Below are 20,506 nucleotides of genomic sequence, written 5' to 3' on the forward strand. Positions count from 1 at the left end.
ATAAACATTTAAAAATCAGAATTTTACCCTACAATACGAGGTTTTTATTTTATTGCTATATTTGAGAACTTAGAAACTGTCTAGAATTTTTATGGAAACCCAAAAATATACTCCAACCAACAAGGTAAGAATCGTAACTGCTGCCTCATTATTTGATGGGCATGATGCTGCGATCAATATTATGCGTCGTGTCATTCAGGGAACAGGATGTGAAGTGATCCACCTGGGACACGATAAATCAGCAGAGGAAGTTGTAAATACAGCCATCCAGGAAGATGCCAATGCTATTGCATTAACTTCATATCAGGGAGGTCACAATGAATATTTCAAATATATCTATGACCTTTTAAGAGAAAAAAACTCACCGCAGATCAAAATTTTTGGTGGCGGAGGCGGTGTAATCCTTCCGGAAGAAATCAAGGACCTTATGTCTTATGGTATCGACAGGATTTATTCTCCGGATGACGGCCGTGAGCTTGGGCTTCAGGGAATGATTGATGACCTGGTACACCGATCAGATTTTGCAACAGGAAAAGATGTTACAGCAAAAGATCTTGACAATATCAGCTTTGAAAATCCATCGAGCATTGCACAAATCATCTCAGCCGTAGAAAACTTTTCGGAAGAAAAACCTGAGCTTGTAAAAGCTATTGACGAAAAGTCTAAAGATCTGACTATTCCAATCATTGGTATTACAGGTACCGGAGGAGCAGGTAAATCTTCATTAACGGATGAACTGGTAAGACGTTTCTTACGTTCCAATACAGATAAAAAAATCGCTATTATTTCCATTGACCCTTCCAAAAAGAAAACCGGAGGTGCTTTATTGGGAGACAGAATTCGTATGAACGCAATCAATGATCCAAGAGTTTATATGCGTTCTATGGCAACCAGAGAAAATAACGTTTCTGTTTCTCCATTTATTCATTCTGCACTGAATGTATTAAAACTGGCTCATCCGGATGTTATCATCCTTGAAACGTCGGGAATTGGACAGTCTGGTTCAGAAGTTTCTGACTTCGCAGATGTTTCCATGTATGTAATGACTCCTGAATATGGAGCTTCTACACAGTTGGAAAAAATTGATATGTTAGACTATGCGGATCTGGTAGCATTGAATAAATCTGACAAACGTGGAGCACTGGATGCTCTTCAGGCCGTAAGAAAACAGTTCCAGAGAAACCATTTGCTATGGGAAAGCTCATTAGATGATATGCCGGTGTATGCCACCAAGGCATCTCAGTTTAATGATCATGGAACAACAGAATTATACAACAGATTAATTTCAAAAGTAAACGATAAATTCTCCGGATTGAATCTAAAAACTTTTGTAGAACAGGAAGTGACAGAAGAAGTAACGATTATTCCTCCAAAAAGAGTCCGTTACCTTTCTGAAATTGTTGAAAACAATAAACAATACGACATCAATATTGAGAAACAGGCTGAACTTGCCAGAAAAATGTATCATATTGAAGGCGTAAAAAATATCATTTCCAATGACGCTCTGGATGCTGAATACCAAAAGGCGGAAAAAGAGCTGCAACAGGAAAATATCGATTTCCTGAAGACCTGGGATGATACAAAAAAAGCATTCCATGCAGAGTTTTATTCTTATTTCGTAAGAGGAAAAGAAATTAAAGTTGAAACTTCTACTGAGTCTTTATCTCACCTGAGAATTCCTAAAATTGCATTACCAAAATACAATGACTGGGGTGATCTGATCAAATGGAAAGGCCAGGAAAATCTTCCGGGAAGCTTCCCTTACACGGCAGGTATTTATCCGTTTAAAAGAACCGGTGAAGATCCGACAAGGATGTTTGCAGGAGAAGGAGGCCCTGAAAGAACCAACAGAAGATTCCATTATGTTTCTGCAGAAATGCCTGCAAAACGCTTATCTACAGCATTTGACTCTGTAACCTTATATGGTCAGGATCCTGCTTTACCACCGGATATTTATGGTAAAATCGGGAATGCGGGAGTTTCTATTGCAACACTGGATGATGCTAAGAAATTATATTCCGGATTTGATCTTGTCAACGCACTAACTTCGGTTTCAATGACGATCAACGGTCCTGCACCGATGCTGTTGGCTTTCTTTATGAATGCTGCCATCGATCAGAATGTTGAAAAATATATCAAAGAAAACGGTTTAGAGTCTAAAGTAGAAGCTAAGCTTAAGGAAAAATTTGACGATAAAGGATTAGAAAGACCGAAATACAATGGTGAACTTCCTCCATCCAACAATGGTTTGGGATTACAGCTTTTAGGATTAACCGGTGATGAAGTAATTCCTGCTGATGTATACGCAGAAATTAAAGCTAAAACAATTGCTACGGTTCGTGGTACTGTTCAGGCGGATATCTTAAAAGAAGACCAGGCGCAGAACACCTGTATTTTCTCTACAGAATTTGCCTTAAGATTAATGGGTGATGTTCAGGAATATTTCATCAGAGAAAAAGTAAGAAACTTCTACTCTGTTTCTATTTCGGGATACCATATTGCTGAAGCAGGAGCCAATCCGGTTTCGCAATTGGCATTCACACTGGCTAACGGGTTCACTTATGTGGAATATTATTTAAGCCGTGGAATGGATATCAATGATTTTGCACCGAACTTATCTTTCTTCTTCTCCAACGGTATCGATCCTGAATATTCAGTAATCGGACGTGTAGCAAGAAGAATCTGGGCAAAAGCGATGAAATTAAAATACGGAGCAGACGAAAGAAGTCAGATGTTGAAATACCACATCCAGACTTCGGGACGTTCTCTGCACGCTCAGGAAATTGATTTCAATGATATCAGAACCACGCTTCAGGCACTGTATGCAATCTACGACAACTGTAATTCACTTCATACCAATGCTTATGATGAAGCGATCACTACTCCTACCGAGCAGTCTGTAAGAAGAGCGATGGCAATCCAGTTAATCATCAATAAAGAATTAGGATTGGCTAAAAACGAGAATCCGCTTCAGGGATCATTTATCATTGAAGAATTAACGGATCTTGTAGAAGAAGCTGTATATACGGAATTCGACAGAATCACAGAAAGAGGCGGTGTTCTCGGAGCGATGGAAACGATGTATCAGCGTTCAAAAATCCAGGAAGAATCTATGCATTACGAATGGCTGAAACATACCGGTGAATATCCTATTATCGGAGTGAATACCTTCTTAGGAAAAGATGGTTCACCAACCGTTTTACCAGGAGAAGTTATCCGTTCTACGGAAGAGGAGAAACAGGCACAGATTGAGTCTCTTCACAACTTCCAGCAGGCCAATGAAAATAAGTCTGAGGAAGCTTTAAGAAAACTTCAGCACGCAGCCATCAACCAGCAAAACTTGTTTGAAGTGATGATGGATGCTGTGAAGTACTGTTCTTTAGGACAAATTACCAACGCGTTATTTGAAGTGGGTGGTAAGTACAGAAGAAATATGTAAGCTTATACAGCAAACATCTTTTATATAAAACCTCAAAGGATTTCTTTGAGGTTTTTATTTTTAATGTGAAAAAACGCTGATTTTTGATAAGCAGATTGATAATGTTTGTTAAAAATTAAATATAAACTATCCTGACCCTATATATTTGTCATCAAAAAATTCGAATGAAAACATGTATTAAAATTATTTCGGTGTTTGATCTTTTTGTGGTATTAAGTTCTTGTAAAACTACTCCTGTGGAAAATGCTCACAAAAGCGATATGGTTAGAAATACTGAAGAATTACAAAAAAGAGAACAGGCAGAAAAGGAAAAGCTTGATATTACAAGCCCCCAAAATAACTACGGAAAGCCCGTTTCAAAATAAGAAAATCTCCCTACTTTTGGGAGATTTTTATTTTACAATGAAACCAAAAGCATTATTCAACTGGAGCAGCGGAAAAGATTCTTCCCTTGCTCTTTATAAAATACTACAAGAGGATCAATATGAGATTTCTACACTGCTTACCAGCATCAATCAGGAGTTTCAAAGGATTTCTATGCATGGAGTTCATGTATCGCTTTTAGAAAAACAGGCAGAAAGCCTTGGGATTCCTTTGATCAAAATGGAACTTCCCAAAGAACCATCCATGGAAGAATACCAACAGATCATGAGTAAGACAATGACTGAAATTAAGGCTCAGGGCATTACCCATTCCATTTTTGGAGATATTTTTCTGGAAGACCTTCGAAAATACAGGGAAGACCAATTAAATGCTATCGGTATGAAAGCCTTATTTCCCCTATGGAAACAAAATACAACTTACCTCATCCGTGAATTTTTAGATCTTGGCTTTAAAACAATTGTAACGTGTGTGAACGGATCTTTTCTGGATAAAAGCTTCGCCGGAAGGATTATTGATCAGCAATTCATTGATGATCTTCCTGAAAATATAGATCCGTGCGGAGAAAACGGAGAGTTTCATACCTTTACTTTTGATGGACCTATTTTCAAAAATCCTGTTGAATTCAAAATTGGGGAAACCGTCAAAAAGACTTACCCTAAACCTAAAGCAAGTCCTGAAGAAGAAGACGGAGAATATGTTTTCTGGTTCAGTGACCTGATATTAAGATAAACCTGTGAGCTTTTGTCCACAGGTTTTTTAATATATTTATTTTCTCAGTAATTCCCTTATTCATAACATTGAAATATTCCACAAAAGCTGATTAAATCTATATAAAGTTGTTCCAGCAGCCTGTCCTAGCACGCAATTTGCTTCTCTTAATGCTCTTCAGGATATTTTAGTATCTTTAAGAGTATAATCATCATTTAAAAATACAACACTGTGATCAAAAATTTATTATTCCTGTCTTTTTTCTGTTTTTTATTTTCCTGTACAACAACTGAGGGTCCAAAAATTACCCCGATTGATAAAAAAGCAATTATAGATTCCACCATCTCGGCTTTTCAGAAAACACTTTTGGAACAACAGATTGATTCTGCTTTTAAAAAGTATCATTTCAATGGGAGCATTGCCGTTTTTAAAGACACCATTCCTCTTTACAGAAGAGAAAACGGATATTCTGATTTTAAGAAGAAAACTAAAATTGACAGCAATACCATTTTCGCGATAGGATCTGTGAGCAAACAATTTACCGCTGTTTTGGTCTTACTTCAGATGGAGCAGGGAAAACTGAATGTGACAGATAAGGCTTCAAAATACCTGAAGGAATTTCAGATCAAAGAATATGAAAACATTACGATTCACCAACTCTTAAACCATACCTCAGGATTGAATCTGATGGGAGGAAAACTGATGTTCAAAAGCGGTTCAGATTTCTATTACTCCAACGATGGCTTCAATGCACTTGGAAAAATTGTGGAAAAAGTCTCGGGAAAATCCTATCATGAAAATGCATTGGAACTTTTTAAAAAAGCGGGAATGGCCCATTCTTCAACAGGAGACATTTTCAAAGGAAATAACTTTGCCAGTGCTTATGTTGGGACACCTTCCAAGTTCTCAGAAGTTCCCAATATGCCGAAAAGATTAGGCGGATCAGAAATCGGAACACCTGCCGGTGGAATACTATCTACCATTGGGGATCTTCATTTGTGGAATAATGCCCTGTACAACGGAAAAATTCTAAAACCCGAAACTTTGAAGCTCTTCATGGCCAAAAGTGCGGAAAGACACCATGCTATCTTTGGGAAAATGGGTTATGCTTACGGAATTATGCTTAACATCGGCCAGCCCAATTCCTATTTTCACAGTGGTTATGTAAAAGGTTCTCCTTCTTTAAATATTTATTATCCGGACACTAAAACGTCTGTGATTATTCTGTCTAATATTGCAGATGAAGAAAGAGGAAAAGGCGCGATCTTCAGGCCTCATATTGAAGTAAAAAAGATCACTGATCATCTTGAGAATACACTTACACAGCTCAGGATAAAACATTAATTTCCGGAATTTTAAAAAGACTAAATTACCGTATGAAAAAAATGTATTTCATTGCAGTTTATCCTCCGCAGGAGATTATTGAGGAAATAAAAGCCTTTAAAAAAGATCTGGCAACCAATTATGCCAATTCCAAGGCTTTGAAAAACGAAGCACATATTACACTGTTTCCTCCCTTTTCGAGAGAAATTGAACTGGAAGAAGATATTCACATTGCTTTTCAGAAGATCAATACGGACATCAGACCTTTTGAAATAGAACTGGATGGTTTTGGAAGCTTTCCCAATCCTAAAAATCCTGTCCTCTATATTCAGCCCAAAAAAAGTCGTCAATTAACAGAACTTTATCATAGGGTAAAAGAGCGTTTTAATTTCGCAAAGTATTCGTTTAATCCGCATATGACTGTAGGATACAGAGATCTGGCCTGGGAAAATTATCTTAAAGCCTGGGAAAAATATGAAAACATGGAATACAAAACTAAATTCTTAGTCGATAAAATAATACTTCTTCGCCATGACGGACAGTGGCTACCCATAGCAGAGAAAAAACTGGAAAAATAAAACCGGCTCCCAGAGCCGGTTTCGTATAATTATTCTTTAATGATTTTCTGAGAAATGATCAGGTTTTTATTTTCTTTTACATTCAACAGATAAGTACCTGCCGGATAGTTTTTAATATTAATCCGTATTGCAGAATCATTCAGTTCAAATCTGGATGGGATAAGCTTTCCTGAAGTGTCATACACTTCTACTTTTACATCTTTTGAAAAGCCCTGTTTGCCTTTAATAAAAAATTCTCCATCTGTCGGATTAGGATAAATACTGAAACGGCGCTCTTCCGCTTTTACTTCTGAGAGTTTAAGAGTTGATTTGCTCAAAGTCCATGAAACATTGGTAACATGGAGCGTACTGTGATTGTCTACTTTTAAAAGCGGATTGTTATCCACTACCGATAATGTCAAAGTATTATTTCCGTTGTTAAGTTGTCCGGGAGTAATCGTAATGCTACTTCCCATTGCTCCCAGAGCCGTTCCGTTTAAGCTCCATGAATTAACCAGCGTGTTCGGAATGGGAAGAATTTCGTTGACCGTGAAGGTAACATTGGATGTAGCATCAACGGTTGTATTATTGGCCGGAGTATAGGAATCCACAGGGGAAACCAGAGTATGAATCCTTTCAATAATCGCCTCTTTACACACAGAGCAGAACTGCTGGTTAAGATACCTCATTTCACAACTCTGATGCGGCCTGAACCAGCTTGGGCTTTCAGCATGGGCGTAAACTCCTACCCCATTTAATCCTACCCAGTTTTTCCATTTTATCGTTGCCGGATTAGAGTTCTGTGTTTTATTGGGAGATTCCAGCGAACCTGAAAACCAATATTCATCGGCCAATTTTCCAAAGGAATGTCCCAGCTCATGCACTACAATTTCATTGGAAGAACCGTTGAGTGAAGCAAAAGCATAGGTACCGCCACAACCTCCATATTCTGTAGAATTACCCAGCACATAAGTAATATCATAATCCGGGATATTGGTAGCCAGGACCTGTCCTACTTTGTTGGTAGTATTGCTGTATATACATCTGTGAACTCCCACATCGAAAGTAGACCCAAGATAGTTATTGGGATTGGTTACAGGAATTACAGGCTCTGCAACATCTGTAGCGGTTCCGGGATGCTTTACTCCTGACTCTGTGGAAATCACTTTTACCGCATAGGCATTAAAGTAATTCTTATATTCTGTATAGGGACTTTTCGTAAAAAGATAATTGATCGTATTCTGAGCCGATGTGGTAAAAGCAGTTTGCTGTGCAGCAGTAAACCCGTCTCCCAACACTGCAATAACAATCCGCTTACTGTTGTCACCGTTCTGTAATAGCGGAACGGTCTCAAAAGTCTGTGCAAAACAACTGCTTCCTATTAAAAGGGATAATAAAGTTTTTTTCATGATTATAGTTTTTGTGTGAATATTACTTGTGCACCATCCTCAGTTGCTTTTTCTATCTTTACCGACTGTATATTTTCAGAGTAAGAAAACCTGGCACTGAACTCAGTATTTTGAAGGGAAGCTTTATGTCTGGATATTCCCTCTTTTTCATATACTTCCAGTTCAGGATTGAAAGGATCTTTCACAAGCTGTTTACCCATTTCTTTTCCATCAGCTCCTGTTAATGTAATTATAAGATCACCCTTACGGACGGCATCTCTTTCAAAAGAAGGCGTATGTTTTAATCTTCCATCTGCAATTTTAGTACTCTGGAGAGTAATTTTTGCATTTCCTGACTGATCTTTATCTGCTTTGAAAAACAAATAAATGATCCGTTCGCTCTTTGCTGCCAAAGTTTCTGAATGCTTATTCTGAACTAAATTATTTCTCTCTTTAAAGCTAAACAAGAGAAAGACAGGAACAATTAATACATTAAATACATTTTTCATGATCATTTTTATTTAAAGATATTAAAATTTTAAACATAAACGAAAATCATTATCAATACTTTTTCCACTAAAAAACATAGAAAGTCCTATCTTTGAAGCAATGATTTCAGAGAAAATAATTTTAGGAATTGACCCGGGGACTACGGTAATGGGATTTGGTATCATCTCCGTAAAAAAAGGAAAAATGGAGATGGTTTCTATTCATGAACTTATCCTGAAAAAATATCCCAATCACGAAACCAAGCTGAAGTATATTTTTGAAAGAACCCTTTCTCTTATTGATGAGTTTCACCCTGATGAAGTTGCTCTTGAAGCTCCTTTCTATGGGAAAAACGTTCAGAGTATGCTAAAACTTGGCCGTGCTCAGGGCGTTGCTATGGCAGCCAGTCTTTACAGAAATATTCCTATAACCGAATATTCTCCAAAAAAAATCAAAATGGCGATCACAGGAAACGGAAATGCCAGCAAGGAACAGGTAGCAGGAATGCTTCAGAACCTTCTTAAATTAAAAGAATTTCCAACAAAATATTTAGATGCTTCCGATGGTCTTGCCGTAGCCGTATGTCATCATTTTAATTCCGGGACCATAGCAGATACGAAATCGTATTCCGGATGGGAGAGCTTCCTGAAACAAAATCCGGACAGATTGAAATAGATTCACATTCTTTTTCAATTTTTCAAAATCAAAAATTAACATACTGAAAAACAATATCTTACGAAAACACGCTCAATTACTTGGTAAAACATAATACTATCTTTTACATTGGTATGATTTTTAGTACTACCTTTGTATAAATTTTCAGTTATGAAAACAAACCAACAAACTATAAATCAAGGGACTCATACAATAAACTGGTTCCAAAAGTTTCTGATGGTATGTTCAGGCGGGAACATCCATATTTTAAGAAAAACTCCGAGTGAATGGAACAAGTTTTCCGGCATCGGGGGTATTGTGCTTTTCACTGCAGTATTCGCCACTTTGTCTGCAGGTTATGCGATGTATACAGTCTTCGACAATCTCTGGGCGGCTGCAGGATTTGGAATCCTCTGGGGTCTGATGATCTTCAATCTTGACCGTTATATTGTTTCTTCCATCAAAAAGACAGGAACATGGTGGAATCAGATCCTGATGGCTATCCCGCGTCTTATCCTTGCTACGTTTCTTGGAATTATCATTTCCAAACCTTTAGAACTTAAAATTTTTGAGAAAGAAGTCAACAAACAGCTGAATACCATTATTCAAAGAAATAAAAAACAGCTGCAGGGTGAAATGAACGGGCGAATTCTTCAGCAGAGCGGACCTTTTGAAACAGAAAAGCAGCAGATTTCAGGAAAAATCGCTCAGTACCAGCAGGCATATGATTCGGCTTCGGTAGAGCTTGAAAAAGAAATCCTGGGTAAACAATCCGGACTTACCAGTGGAAAAGAAGGCTATGGTCCCAATGCAAAACGTAAACAGCAACTGAAGGAGCAACGCAGGCTGGATCTGGAAAATTATCAGAAACAAGCGGCTCCAAGACTTGAATATCTAGACAAAGAAATATCCAAAGTATACACAAATCTGGAAACGGAAAGAAAATCTACAGAAACTTTTGAGGATAAATTCAATGGTTTTGCAGCAAGGCTTCAGGCTTTGGACGAACTTGGTAAGAATTCTGCTATCATTGGACTGGCAGCCACTTTTATCATGGGATTGTTTATCTGTCTTGAGATTTCTCCGGTTCTGGTAAAACTGATCTCCCATGTAGGCCCCTATGATTATCTTTTAGAAAAGACAGAAAACGATTTCAGATTATACTCCAAAGAAAAAATTGAAAAAGGAAATGCATTGACTGATTTCAGAATCGATGATTTTAAAGATAATCTAAAAAATTAAAATGATCATTTAATACATTATTCGCTGTTAAACATTAGAGAAAAAATCTATAATAAATCATTTTTCAATAAATAAAATCTAACCTTTTGTTATATAACGAAAGGTTTTTCTTTTAATCAAGTATTTTATGTAAAAAATTTTCTAATTTTATACTACTTAAAATTCTTGCTATCATGAAAAACTTAATTTTTGCATGTACACTGCTGATAGGCAGTGCATTTGCCCCTGCCCTAAAAGCACAGGCATCAGAACCATTTTTAGGGCAAATAGCCTTTGTACCTTATAATTTTGCTCCAAAATACTGGGCAGAATGTAATGGGCAGCTTCTGCCCATCGCGCAAAATCAAGCACTTTTTTCACTGTTAGGAACCACTTATGGAGGAAACGGAACCACCACATTTGCTCTACCTGATATGCGGGGAAGAGTACTCGTTCATAACGGACAGGCTCCGGGCGGCCCTACAATGTATACTATGGGAGAAACCGGCGGAACTGAGAGTGTAACATTATTGATAACACAAATGCCGGCTCATAATCATACTGTGAATGCTGTAACGACGGAAGGAAATCAAAATTCTCCCACCAATAATCTTCCGGCAGACACCAAAACACTCGACAAAGAATATTCCGATGCAGCGGCAAATACGACCATGAAAAACACAATGGTAGGAAGCACAGGAGGAAGCCAGCCTCACGAAAACAGACCTCCGTTTATTACGCTGAAATGTATCATTGCATTAGCAGGAGTCTATCCATCTCAAAACTAATCGTTATGAAAATTCTTTACTTATTATGTCTTGTTATAGGAAGCTCAGCTTTTACACAGACAATAACTTTCAGTGGATGTCCCAATCTGTTTGATAGCCCGCCTAATACGTATGTATTTAACAAAACAGGAGTAGATGCCTTTAGTAAGAACATCTACATGACCAGTCCTATTGACGGCGGACAAGATTGTAGCGGATTAGGCACCTGTGAATTTAAAATCCAATGGAACAATGCTCTTACAAGATGGGAATTTCTTGGTGATGAAGGAAACGGAACTTTTACGACTCCTTATCTGATTTATTATAACTCAACAGGTAATAATTCTGTTCCGATACCTCCCGGTAACAATGTCGGAACCTGGGTTGAAAATACAGCAATGACTAACGGGCAATGTGGAGGAAATCTTACTGCAGTAAACTCCACCATGACAGGTGATGTACAGACCACTACATTAGGCACTTCAGACTTTTCAAAAAATAAAATTCAGATTTTCCCTAATCCTGTGGTTGATTTTATTACTATTTCCGGTATTGACGATGGGTTAACCATCGAGATTTACAATATTGACGGACGCCTGGTAAAATCAGAAATGTTTGATTCCAAGATTGATGTTTCACAACTTGTTCCCGGAGGATATATATTAAAAATAAATACCCGGAATTTTCAGATACATCAATTTAAATTCGTGAAAAAATAAAGTATTATTCTGTTTCAAGAATCAATTACTGAAGCTTTCGGATATTCCGGAAGCTTTTTATTTTATGGCGAGGAATGTTTTTTGCATGAAATGAAGTATGCCTTCAAGTGTTGTCAATCATTTCATCTATTTTCCGGATACTGAAATATTAAGAATTATATATCAGTCAGGAGCAGTTTATGACTATCTTAAGGTACCTCCTGAGATTATAGAGAATTTTAAAAAAGCCAGATCCAAGGGACAATTTCTTAATAAAGTTATTAAACCCAGGTTTAAGTACAGGAAGATTGAATAAAGTAATCCTAACAATAAGATAATTTAAATAAAAAAACCGCACATATTGTGCGATTTTTCATATTTAAATTCAATTATAATTTTATAAAGAATAATTTGGGGCTTCCTGCGTGATAATTACATCATGAGGGTGGGATTCTTTCAATCCGCTTCCTGTAATCATTACCAGCTTGGAATCTTTTTGAAGTGTTTCAATATCTTTTGCTCCACAGTATCCCATACCGGCTCTTAAACCTCCTGTCAGCTGGAAAATAACATCTTCCAGTTTTCCTTTATGCGGAACTCTTCCTTCAATTCCTTCCGGAACAAACTTTTTAGCCTCGCTTTGGAAATATCTTTCTTTACCGCCTCTCTTCATTGCTGAAAGACTACCCATTCCCTGATAAGATTTGAATTTTCTTCCCTGGAAGATAATTTCTTCTCCCGGAGCCTCATCTGTACCTGCTAAAAGTGAACCTAACATTACAGCACCTGCTCCACTGGCGATGGCTTTTACAATATCTCCTGAAAGTTTAATACCTCCGTCACCAATTACTGCTACATTCTGAGATTTCGCATACTCGTAAACGTTATAAATTGCGGATAACTGTGGAACACCTACTCCGGCAACTACTCTGGTTGTACAGATAGATCCTGGCCCTACCCCTACTTTCAATACGTTTGCTCCGGCAGCGATAAGGTCTTTGGCTGCATCTGCTGTTACAATGTTTCCTCCTACAATATCAAGTTCTGGATATGCTTTTCTGATTTCTGAAATTTTATCTAAAACACCTTTAGAATGACCATGTGCAGAATCAATGGCTACAATATCAACTCCAGCCTGTACCAAAGCCTCAATTCTCGCTAATGTATCTTCTCCTACACCTACTCCGGCTCCTACGATAAGACGTCCGTTTTGATCCTTATTAGCATTAGGGTATTCCAACTGATTATCGATATCCTTGATCGTAATTAAACCTACAAGTTTGTTATCTTTATCTACGATAGGAAGTTTTTCAACTCTGTTTTTAAGAAGGATTTCTTTAGCCTTTTCAAGGTTGGTATCTTTATCTGAAGTGATCAGATTATCTTTGGTCATAATCTCTTCCACTTTCATATCAAGATTTTCCTGATATTTTACATCTCTGTTGGTAATAATTCCGATCAGAACATTATCAGCATCCACTACCGGAAGGCCGGAAATCTTATATCTTGACATAAGATCTTTAGCTTCCCCTAAAGTATGATCTTTAGATAGCGTAACCGGATCAGAAATCATTCCGTTTTCGGAACGTTTTACGCGGTTTACCTGAGCTGCCTGCTCAGCGATTGTCATGTTTTTGTGGATAAATCCTAACCCTCCGACTCTTGCTAAAGCAATGGCCAGATCAGCTTCAGTAACAGTGTCCATCGCAGCGGAAACTATCGGAACATTCAGCGTGATTTTGTCGGTAAGTCTTGATTTTAATGAAACCTGGTTAGGTAAAACTTCTGAATAAGAAGGGACTAGAAGAACGTCATCGAAAGTGATGGCTGTCTCTACAATTTTGTTATGAATAGACATCTTTACTTTCTTTGCAAAATTAGGTTATTTTGGTGAGATATGAAAATCCTTTTTGATAGTTTAAATAAAATTTAATAATCAATAACTTAAATCGAAAAATCGCCCTTTTGTGAGAACGGTTACGGTACAAAATAATTGAATAAGTTTGAAACTACTTTATTATAGGTTAAATTGGGCCAGTAAGATCTATTTGATGAGACTTCCATTTTCATCAATATTCTCAATATGGGTCTGATTATTTTTATCGATGTATAATTGTAATCTTACTTTCCCTTTATTATCGCGGATAAATATGCCTACGTCACCATTGGCTGTCTTGCCTGCAAAAAAGCGTTCACTTCCCAGTTTACCTTTTTCCTGTAGTTGTGCGAATGCTTTTTTAGAAGCTTCCGGATTTTTCAGTTTCCTGATAGAATCAGCAGCCTTAATAATATCCTCCATCGGGAAATCATCAGGTCGATCCCAGAGTTTTAAACCATATACTCTTTTTTTGTCTTTTCCTGAACCTTCAAAATACTGAAGCTGCATAATCTGATCTGTATTTCTCTGGTCTACAGAATAGACCATTCCGGATTCTTTCTCATTGCCGTCATACACAAGCCCTCCACATTCATCTCCCAGGGAATTGAAAAAAATAAGTCCTGCTTCTCTTTCACGGGGTTTCATTTCCTTATGATTCACCAATCCGGGATGCTGGCGCTCCTTATTACTGATAACCATCTTTAAAGTTCCATCTTTCTCAACGATATTGATACGTTCTACATCTATTTCTTTGAAACGTTCGTTGGAAGACTGATTTTTAAAAGCAAGAAAGAAAAACATTACACATAGTACGGTAAGTACAGCGGCGTAGATTTTAAGGACCCGGACTTCTCTTATTAATTTTTCCATGCGTTAAAAGTTTTGGAGATTAGTTATCAGGATTATTGAACAGCAGCGGAATTAGGTCTTTTTGGGACGTTGATATCATTTAGTTTTTACTTGATTTGTCTTAGGCTTCCTCCTGAAATTTTATCCACTTTAGCATCCAGCTCAGGGTTTCCTTTCAATTTTACATCGGCTCCTGAAGAAACATTTACTTTCAGCTTATCTGTAACCAGCAACGAAAGACTTGCTCCCGAAGTAGATTCTGCTACTGCAGTGGCAATTTTAAGGTCATCTGCTTTACACGAAGCACCACTGCTCGTTTCTATGACGGCGGAAACGGCTTGACCGGATAATTTTACGCTTGCTCCGCTCGAGGTATCCAAAGCCAATTTCTGCGTGGTAAGTTCAGCAGTCAAAACAGCCCCGGAACTCGCTGTAACATTGGCAGCCTGTCTCGCATTGAAAGTTCCTTTAATAATTGAACCTGACTCTGCTTCAATCTCCATACTGTTTTCATTAACAGGATTCACTGCTGTAAAAATACTTCCTGATGAAGTCTTGATACTTTGAAGTGAAGGAGCAGAAACATTAACATTAAGATTTTTAAATCTCAGATTACGGACTCCTTTATTGTCTACGTATATTTTCAATACTCCGTCCTCCACCTTGGTGATAACATATTGAAGTTTATCTGCATCTGCAATTACTTTTACGCTGCTGGTATTTTCCTGCTTGAAGGTAACATTTACTCCCACGCTGGCATCTATTTTTGAAAACTGGCCTACATTCCTGTTATCTCCATTCAGATAAGAAGAGGTATTGCCTGATGTAAGGTCATTTCTTACAGAACTCGTCACAGAAGATGTAATTGTTTCACCAGAATTAATGATCTTATTAACATCCGACAGCTTCATCTTTCCATTGAGGATAAAAATGATATTCTCTTCCTTGGAATCCACATTAAAAACCAGATTCTCCAGATAATTGTCTTTTTCCTCCTCAGCCAGAAATTTCATAGAAGTTCCGTTACTGCTCATGGACATCAGCTCATTGAAGTTGAGAGCGTTTAAAGCCTTGTTTATTCTCTCTGTTTTTTCTTCATTCATTTTTATGTTCGCAAGATTTTCATCTTTTAAACGATCCGGGAAAGTAATTTTAGGAATAATCAGAATTTTAAGCCCCTCTACATCGTTCAGTATAGGTTTTATCTTTCCGATATAGGCATCATTAACATCAATGGTATTCAATAGCTTGAACATCGGTTTTTTGATGTTGATAGAGGTTACTCTTCCTCTTTTTTCAAAATCCTGAAAAAGCTTGTCTAATTTCTCAGTCTGTGCAGAATAAGTTGCAAAGCTGCTCAGCATTATGGCTATTATAAAAAATATTTTTTTCATGAGATTGATCTGATTTTTAGTATTCGCTGTCAAGATTTTCATTTTTTTGAGAAGATGCTACTGTTTTTTTTAACTCACTTCCTAGTTTCATAAAGGAGTATTTTGCAACATCTATGGCTTCTTTTTCACTGCTGATTCTTTTTCCGTTTACAATGACATATGAGTCATTGTATGCTGTTGCAGAATCATTTAAATTTTTACCCGGGAAGGAAGAATTATCAACATATCTGGGTTTTCTTTCTTTCTTAAGCCTTCCTCTTTTTGGCAGAATATCATCCATTACATCTTTTTCTGCCACCTGGTTATCCTGAAAAACAGAATCTTTTTTCACTCCGGAAATAGAATCGGTATGATTCACCGCTACCTGTTCCTGGTGATCACTGTTTTCTTCCATAAACCCGGACTTTTGTTTTAAGATTTCATCTTTTACCAGTTTTTCTCTGTCCTGCACATCTGCTGTACCGGAATTATTATCATTAAGAAATAAGCCGATTCCGAAGACCAGCATCACACTGGCGGCCATCCAGAACCATTTGGGAAAAGAGGGTTTCTTTTTTTCTTCCAATGGAATAATAGGTACAGCATCCTGTTCAGGTTCCGTACTTTCTGCAGTCTGAAGAAAATCCTCAAAGCTCCAGTCCATTTTTTCTTCCTTGATCTCCCGGAAGACTTCGTCGTATTTATCTTGTAATTGATCTTTTTTCATAGCTCATCAGTTGTGAGATTTGTTCTTTTACTTTTTGTCTCGCACGCATCAGGTTTACCCTTACTGCATTTTCCTCCATTTCCAGCATTTCAGAAATTTCGGAAACATCATATTCTTCTACATCTTTCAAGTGGATGACCATCTTCTGTTTCTCAGGGAGCTGATTGATAAATCCTACAATATGTTCCTTAAGGTTATCAACTTCCATACTGTAAAGCTCCGAGCGGTGAAGCTGCATATCCGCAAAGCCGATCTTTACGTCGTGATGCTTCAATCTGTTCAGGCATTCGTTCCGGACCGACTTCAGCGCATAGGATTTAAAATTCCCGAATTGCTCAAGCTCATCCTTCTTCTGCCAAAACTTCATCATGAGATCCTGTACTACATCTTCCGCTTCATCACTGCTCATGACAAACCGTTTCGCAAAACGATACATCTCGTCTTTGAGAATAAACACCGTATTCTTGAAAGTTTCTTGGGTCATGAGTTTTGTTTCTTATAGGTAAGACAATTGCAGTTACTTATCTATTACATCAAAAATAAAAAAACTTCAAAAAAATTTGAAGTTTTTATTATAATCGAATTAATACGTGTCAAAAATATGTTTCAGAATCGCTTTATCTTCTTCTGTTAAAGCAACTTTTCTCCTTGCCATAGCTCTTTCTGCTACCTCATACACTTTATCAAGCTTGAATCTTTCATCACCTTTCAATCCGCCCCATGAAAAGTTTTCTACAAGATTAGGCGGAAAACCTGGTTTGAAGATATTCGAAGCTACTCCAATTACCGTTCCTGTATTCAATTGGGTATTGATGGCTGTTTTGGAATGATCACCCATAATCAGACCTGCAAACTGTAATCCCGTATCTTCAAATGATTTTGTTCTGTAGTTCCAGAATTTCACATTACCATAGTTATTTTTCATGTTTGAAGAATTGGTATCCGCTCCGAAATTACACCATTCGCCAATCACAGAGTTACCTACAAAACCTTCATGTCCTTTACTGGAGTATCCGAATATAATGATATTATTCACTTCCCCACCTACTTTACAGTGAGGACCGATTGTGGTAGCTCCATAAATTTTAGCCCCAAGATTAAATTTGGAATCATCACAAAGGGCGATTGGCCCGCGAAGATGACAACCTTCCATCACTTCAGTATTTTTACCGATATAAATCTTACCTGTTTTTGTATTGATGGTAGAGAATTCAACATAAGCTCCTTCTTCTATAAACAGATCTTTTTTATCACCTAAGAAACCATTGGTTGAAGACAGCTCCTGTGAGGTTTTTCCTTTGGTAAGAAGCTCAAAGTCAAAGTCAATCGCATGATGGTTATAGGTAAACAGATCTTTTGGTCTTTTAAAGAAAACAAGATCTTCCTTAATATCCGTCATTTTCTCAATCTGGTTCAGAGAAAAACCTTTCATATTGATTTTTGCGGCGATTAATTCGTCTTCATACACCAGTGCTTCCCCTTGCTTAAGGTCTTTAATCTGTTGAATCACGGTTTCTGTTGGCAGGAAATTCGGAACAAGAAAAAGACTTTCTTTTTCTTCCGGGCTTTTAAATTTATCCTGAAGGTATATTTCTGTGAAATAAGTTACCTCAGTGTTTTCAAGTATTTTCTGCCATCTTTCAGAAAATGTAAGGATTCCGCATCGCATCGCAGCAACCGGGCGGGTAAAAGTAAGCGGAAGAAAATCTTCCCAATATTGTGCGTCTGAAAATACCAACTGCATCATTCAGTTTTTAAGTTTAAGGTTTAAAATTCAAGATCAACAAATTTACAATAAAAAAAGTCTCCCAAAAATTGGAAGACTTTAATATTTTAAATGTATAAAAATTACTTAGCGAATTTTTTATACTTGTTCATGAACTTATCAACTCTACCTGCAGTGTCAACTAGTTTTACTTTACCAGTGTAGAAAGGGTGAGAAGTTGAAGAGATTTCCATTTTGATTAGAGGATACTCTTGTCCTTCGTACTCGATAGTGTCTTTTGTTTCTGCAGTAGACTTGCAAAGAAACATCTCGTCGTTACTCATATCTTTGAAAACAACAAGTCTATAATTTTCTGGGTGGATTCCGTTTTTCATAATACTATTTTTAAAAAAATTAAAGTTTGCTTTCGAAATAGTAATGGATATTTCTCTGCTAAATTTTAGGTTGCAAAAATACAACATTTTTTTAAAATTCCAAATACTGAATTCAATATTTTTTTATTAATAAGAAATTCAAAGTATTTTCGTTAAATTTGGAACTTACTTAAACTTTAATTTCAATGAAATTCAAATTATTACTGGCTTTTTCCTTCTGGATGTTACTTGTAGCAGTATCATGTAATAAAGATGACATAACGTTTGACAGCCCTACGCAGGAGCTTCGTTTCTCAAGAGATACGGTATTTTGTGATACGGTATACCATCAGGTACGTTCAGAAACTTATGTTGTGAAAGTATATAATAATGAAGATAAGGATATTATGATCCCAAGAGTGAACCTTGAAAAAGGAGCCGCTTCATTATATAGGATCAATGTAGATGGAAAACCGGGATATGATTTTAAGAATGTTCCTTTAAGAAAGAAAGACAGTCTTTATATTTTTGTTGAAATTGCCCCGGAAGCTACAGGACCGGAGGCCATAGCGGAAGACAAAGTTCTTTTTACCGGTCCAACAGGACAACAGCATGTAACTTTATTTTCTGTTGTTCAGGATGCCGAATTTTTTATTCAGACTCCTGGCAACCCGAATGTAATTACCAGTTCCACAACATGGAATAATGATAAAGCAAAGATTATCTACGGAAATCTTACCATTAATCCTAATATAACATTGGATATCAATCCCGGAACGAAAGTATACTTCCACAAAAACAGCGGAATGAAAGTTTCTTCGGGAGCGGTCTTAAATATTAACGGTACTCAGGCGGATCAGGTTATTCTTCGCGGAGACAGGAATGATCCTTATTATGATACGATTCCTAAAAACTGGAATTCTATTAAAATGGAGGCCAATTCTACCCTTAAGATGAACCATGCAAGACTTTTCGGAGGGACGAGAGGACTGGATATGAAGCAAACCAATGCTACCATCACCAATTCCTTCATCCATACTTTCTTTGAATACGGAATTTATGCCGTGGGTTCTACCGTGAATGCCAATAATCTTGTCATGAACAATTGCGGTTTATCATGTATCGGTATTTTCCTTGGTGGAAAACATAGCTATACTCACGCTACGATTGCCAATTACTCCAGGACGATGAGTTCTTTTGACAGAGCAGGAATTTTTGCAGCCAATGAATGGAAAAATGATGCCGGGCAATCACAGCAGGGCGCTTTGCAGCTTCTTGACATCAAAAACAGTATTGTGTATTCTGACCGGGATGATGCGGTTCATTTCGAACAAACCCCAGGCCAGCAGTTTGAATTCTTACTTCAAAATTCATTAATCAAATATACCAGTGCAACAGGATCCGGCTTCACTTTTGACAATAATCCGAATGTGATACAAACGGTCAAGAATGCAGAACCACAGTTTGTCAATTATTTTATGGCTAAAATGAATTTAAGGGTAAAACCAGGTTCTCCGGCTCTTGGAAAAGGAAATGCAGCTGTTGCAGCAACGGTACCTTTTGATATTGTGAATGTTTCCAGAACCACCAACCCAACTCTAGGAGCTTATCAATAATGGAAATTACACAGTTACAGCAGCAGGTAGATGAATGGATCAAAACCATTGGAGTAAGATACTTTAATGAACTTACCAATATGGCAATGCTGACAGAAGAAGTAGGTGAAGTAGCAAGAATCATTGCCAGAAGATATGGCGAACAAAGCGAGAAGGAAAGTGATAAGACTAAAGATCTTGGGGAAGAACTGGCAGATGTGCTTTTTGTAACATTATGTTTAGCCAATCAAACCGGAGTTAATCTGCAGGATGCTTTCGACAGAAAAATGAAAATAAAAACTGACCGTGATAAAGACCGGCATCAGAACAACGAAAAATTGAAATAAATATAAATGATGAGTTATGAATACCACAT

General features: G+C 37.3%; 21 protein-coding genes. 12 read left to right on the forward strand and 9 right to left on the reverse strand.

Annotated elements, in window-relative coordinates; translation table 11 throughout:
* The first annotated feature begins 91 nt into the window (after positions 1-91).
* The 5 genes from V0410_RS13250 (at position 92) to V0410_RS13270 (ending at position 6,432) form a co-directional block, all read left to right on the forward strand.
* Complete coding sequence (locus V0410_RS13250) at positions 92-3,439, forward strand: methylmalonyl-CoA mutase family protein (RefSeq protein ID WP_330743978.1); 3,348 nt, start codon at positions 92-94, stop codon at positions 3,437-3,439.
* Positions 3,440-3,603: 164 nt separating this feature from the next.
* Positions 3,604-3,804 (forward strand): hypothetical protein, encoded by a 201-nt coding sequence (locus tag V0410_RS13255; RefSeq protein ID WP_330743979.1) that lies wholly within the window; start codon positions 3,604-3,606, stop codon positions 3,802-3,804.
* 37 nt (positions 3,805-3,841) lie between these two features.
* Entirely contained in the window at positions 3,842-4,552 is a 711-nt protein-coding gene (locus V0410_RS13260; RefSeq protein ID WP_330743980.1) for a diphthine--ammonia ligase, read from the forward strand.
* A gap of 210 nt (positions 4,553-4,762) precedes the next feature.
* Entirely contained in the window at positions 4,763-5,875 is a 1,113-nt protein-coding gene (locus V0410_RS13265; protein ID WP_330743982.1) for a serine hydrolase domain-containing protein, read from the forward strand.
* A gap of 32 nt (positions 5,876-5,907) precedes the next feature.
* Positions 5,908-6,432 carry a 2'-5' RNA ligase family protein gene (locus V0410_RS13270; RefSeq protein WP_330743983.1) on the forward strand — a complete coding sequence of 175 codons (525 nt, stop codon included), beginning with the start codon at positions 5,908-5,910 and terminating at the stop codon, positions 6,430-6,432.
* Positions 6,433-6,461: 29 nt separating this feature from the next.
* Here V0410_RS13270 and V0410_RS13275 read toward each other — a convergent pair whose 3' ends face one another.
* Entirely contained in the window at positions 6,462-7,820 is a 1,359-nt protein-coding gene (locus V0410_RS13275) for a T9SS type A sorting domain-containing protein (protein ID WP_330743984.1), read from the reverse strand.
* Positions 7,821-7,822: 2 nt separating this feature from the next.
* Positions 7,823-8,308 carry a hypothetical protein gene (locus V0410_RS13280; RefSeq protein WP_330743985.1) on the reverse strand — a complete coding sequence of 162 codons (486 nt, stop codon included), beginning with the start codon at positions 8,306-8,308 and terminating at the stop codon, positions 7,823-7,825.
* Between the two features lie 100 nt (positions 8,309-8,408).
* Here V0410_RS13280 and ruvC point away from each other — a divergent pair, with 100 nt between their 5' ends.
* The 5 genes from ruvC to V0410_RS13305 all read left to right on the forward strand — a co-directional run bounded on the left by ruvC (position 8,409) and on the right by V0410_RS13305 (position 11,944).
* Positions 8,409-8,963, forward strand: coding sequence for a crossover junction endodeoxyribonuclease RuvC (gene ruvC / locus V0410_RS13285; RefSeq protein WP_034692903.1), 555 nt, complete (start codon positions 8,409-8,411; stop codon positions 8,961-8,963).
* Between the two features lie 150 nt (positions 8,964-9,113).
* Complete coding sequence (locus V0410_RS13290) at positions 9,114-10,184, forward strand: DUF4407 domain-containing protein (RefSeq protein WP_330743987.1); 1,071 nt, start codon at positions 9,114-9,116, stop codon at positions 10,182-10,184.
* Positions 10,185-10,357: 173 nt separating this feature from the next.
* On the forward strand, positions 10,358-10,951 hold the full coding sequence (locus V0410_RS13295) for a phage tail protein (protein ID WP_330743989.1): 594 nt from the start codon (positions 10,358-10,360) through the stop codon (positions 10,949-10,951).
* A 5-nt stretch (positions 10,952-10,956) separates the two neighbouring features.
* Positions 10,957-11,649, forward strand: coding sequence for a T9SS type A sorting domain-containing protein (locus V0410_RS13300; protein WP_330743991.1), 693 nt, complete (start codon positions 10,957-10,959; stop codon positions 11,647-11,649).
* A gap of 97 nt (positions 11,650-11,746) precedes the next feature.
* Complete coding sequence (locus V0410_RS13305; RefSeq protein ID WP_330743993.1) at positions 11,747-11,944, forward strand: KTSC domain-containing protein; 198 nt, start codon at positions 11,747-11,749, stop codon at positions 11,942-11,944.
* Between the two features lie 81 nt (positions 11,945-12,025).
* Here V0410_RS13305 and guaB read toward each other — a convergent pair whose 3' ends face one another.
* The 7 genes from guaB to V0410_RS13340 all read right to left on the reverse strand — a co-directional run bounded on the left by guaB (position 12,026) and on the right by V0410_RS13340 (position 18,556).
* Positions 12,026-13,486: an IMP dehydrogenase gene (gene guaB, locus V0410_RS13310; RefSeq protein ID WP_330743994.1), complete on the reverse strand. Its 1,461-nt coding sequence runs from the start codon at positions 13,484-13,486 to the stop codon at positions 12,026-12,028.
* A 186-nt stretch (positions 13,487-13,672) separates the two neighbouring features.
* A complete protein-coding gene (locus V0410_RS13315) occupies positions 13,673-14,377 on the reverse strand; it encodes a hypothetical protein (RefSeq protein WP_330743997.1) in 705 nt (234 codons plus the stop codon).
* An 86-nt stretch (positions 14,378-14,463) separates the two neighbouring features.
* Entirely contained in the window at positions 14,464-15,750 is a 1,287-nt protein-coding gene (locus tag V0410_RS13320) for a DUF4252 domain-containing protein (protein ID WP_330743999.1), read from the reverse strand.
* Between the two features lie 16 nt (positions 15,751-15,766).
* Positions 15,767-16,456 carry a hypothetical protein gene (locus V0410_RS13325; RefSeq protein WP_137905651.1) on the reverse strand — a complete coding sequence of 230 codons (690 nt, stop codon included), beginning with the start codon at positions 16,454-16,456 and terminating at the stop codon, positions 15,767-15,769.
* On the reverse strand, positions 16,431-16,940 hold the full coding sequence (locus tag V0410_RS13330) for an RNA polymerase sigma factor (RefSeq protein ID WP_330744001.1): 510 nt from the start codon (positions 16,938-16,940) through the stop codon (positions 16,431-16,433). The genes V0410_RS13325 and V0410_RS13330 overlap by 26 nt, the downstream gene beginning before the upstream one ends.
* 99 nt (positions 16,941-17,039) lie before the next feature.
* On the reverse strand, positions 17,040-18,200 hold the full coding sequence (locus V0410_RS13335) for a GlmU family protein (RefSeq protein ID WP_330747697.1): 1,161 nt from the start codon (positions 18,198-18,200) through the stop codon (positions 17,040-17,042).
* 104 nt (positions 18,201-18,304) lie between these two features.
* Positions 18,305-18,556: a type B 50S ribosomal protein L31 gene (locus tag V0410_RS13340; RefSeq protein ID WP_062702555.1), complete on the reverse strand. Its 252-nt coding sequence runs from the start codon at positions 18,554-18,556 to the stop codon at positions 18,305-18,307.
* A gap of 185 nt (positions 18,557-18,741) precedes the next feature.
* Here V0410_RS13340 and V0410_RS13345 point away from each other — a divergent pair, with 185 nt between their 5' ends.
* Both V0410_RS13345 and V0410_RS13350 read left to right on the forward strand, forming a co-directional pair.
* The gene (locus V0410_RS13345) at positions 18,742-20,151 is read left to right on the forward strand and encodes a hypothetical protein (protein WP_330744006.1); all 1,410 of its coding nucleotides are present in this window, start codon (positions 18,742-18,744) and stop codon (positions 20,149-20,151) included.
* Entirely contained in the window at positions 20,151-20,477 is a 327-nt protein-coding gene (locus tag V0410_RS13350) for a nucleotide pyrophosphohydrolase (protein ID WP_047385875.1), read from the forward strand. Before V0410_RS13345 ends, V0410_RS13350 begins: the two co-directional genes overlap by 1 nt.
* The last annotated feature ends 29 nt before the right edge of the window (positions 20,478-20,506 follow it).

The sequence above is a fragment of the Chryseobacterium sp. CP-77 genome, from assembly GCF_036362765.1.
In the GTDB taxonomy this organism is placed as follows: Bacteria; Bacteroidota; Bacteroidia; order Flavobacteriales; family Weeksellaceae; genus Chryseobacterium; species Chryseobacterium cupriresistens.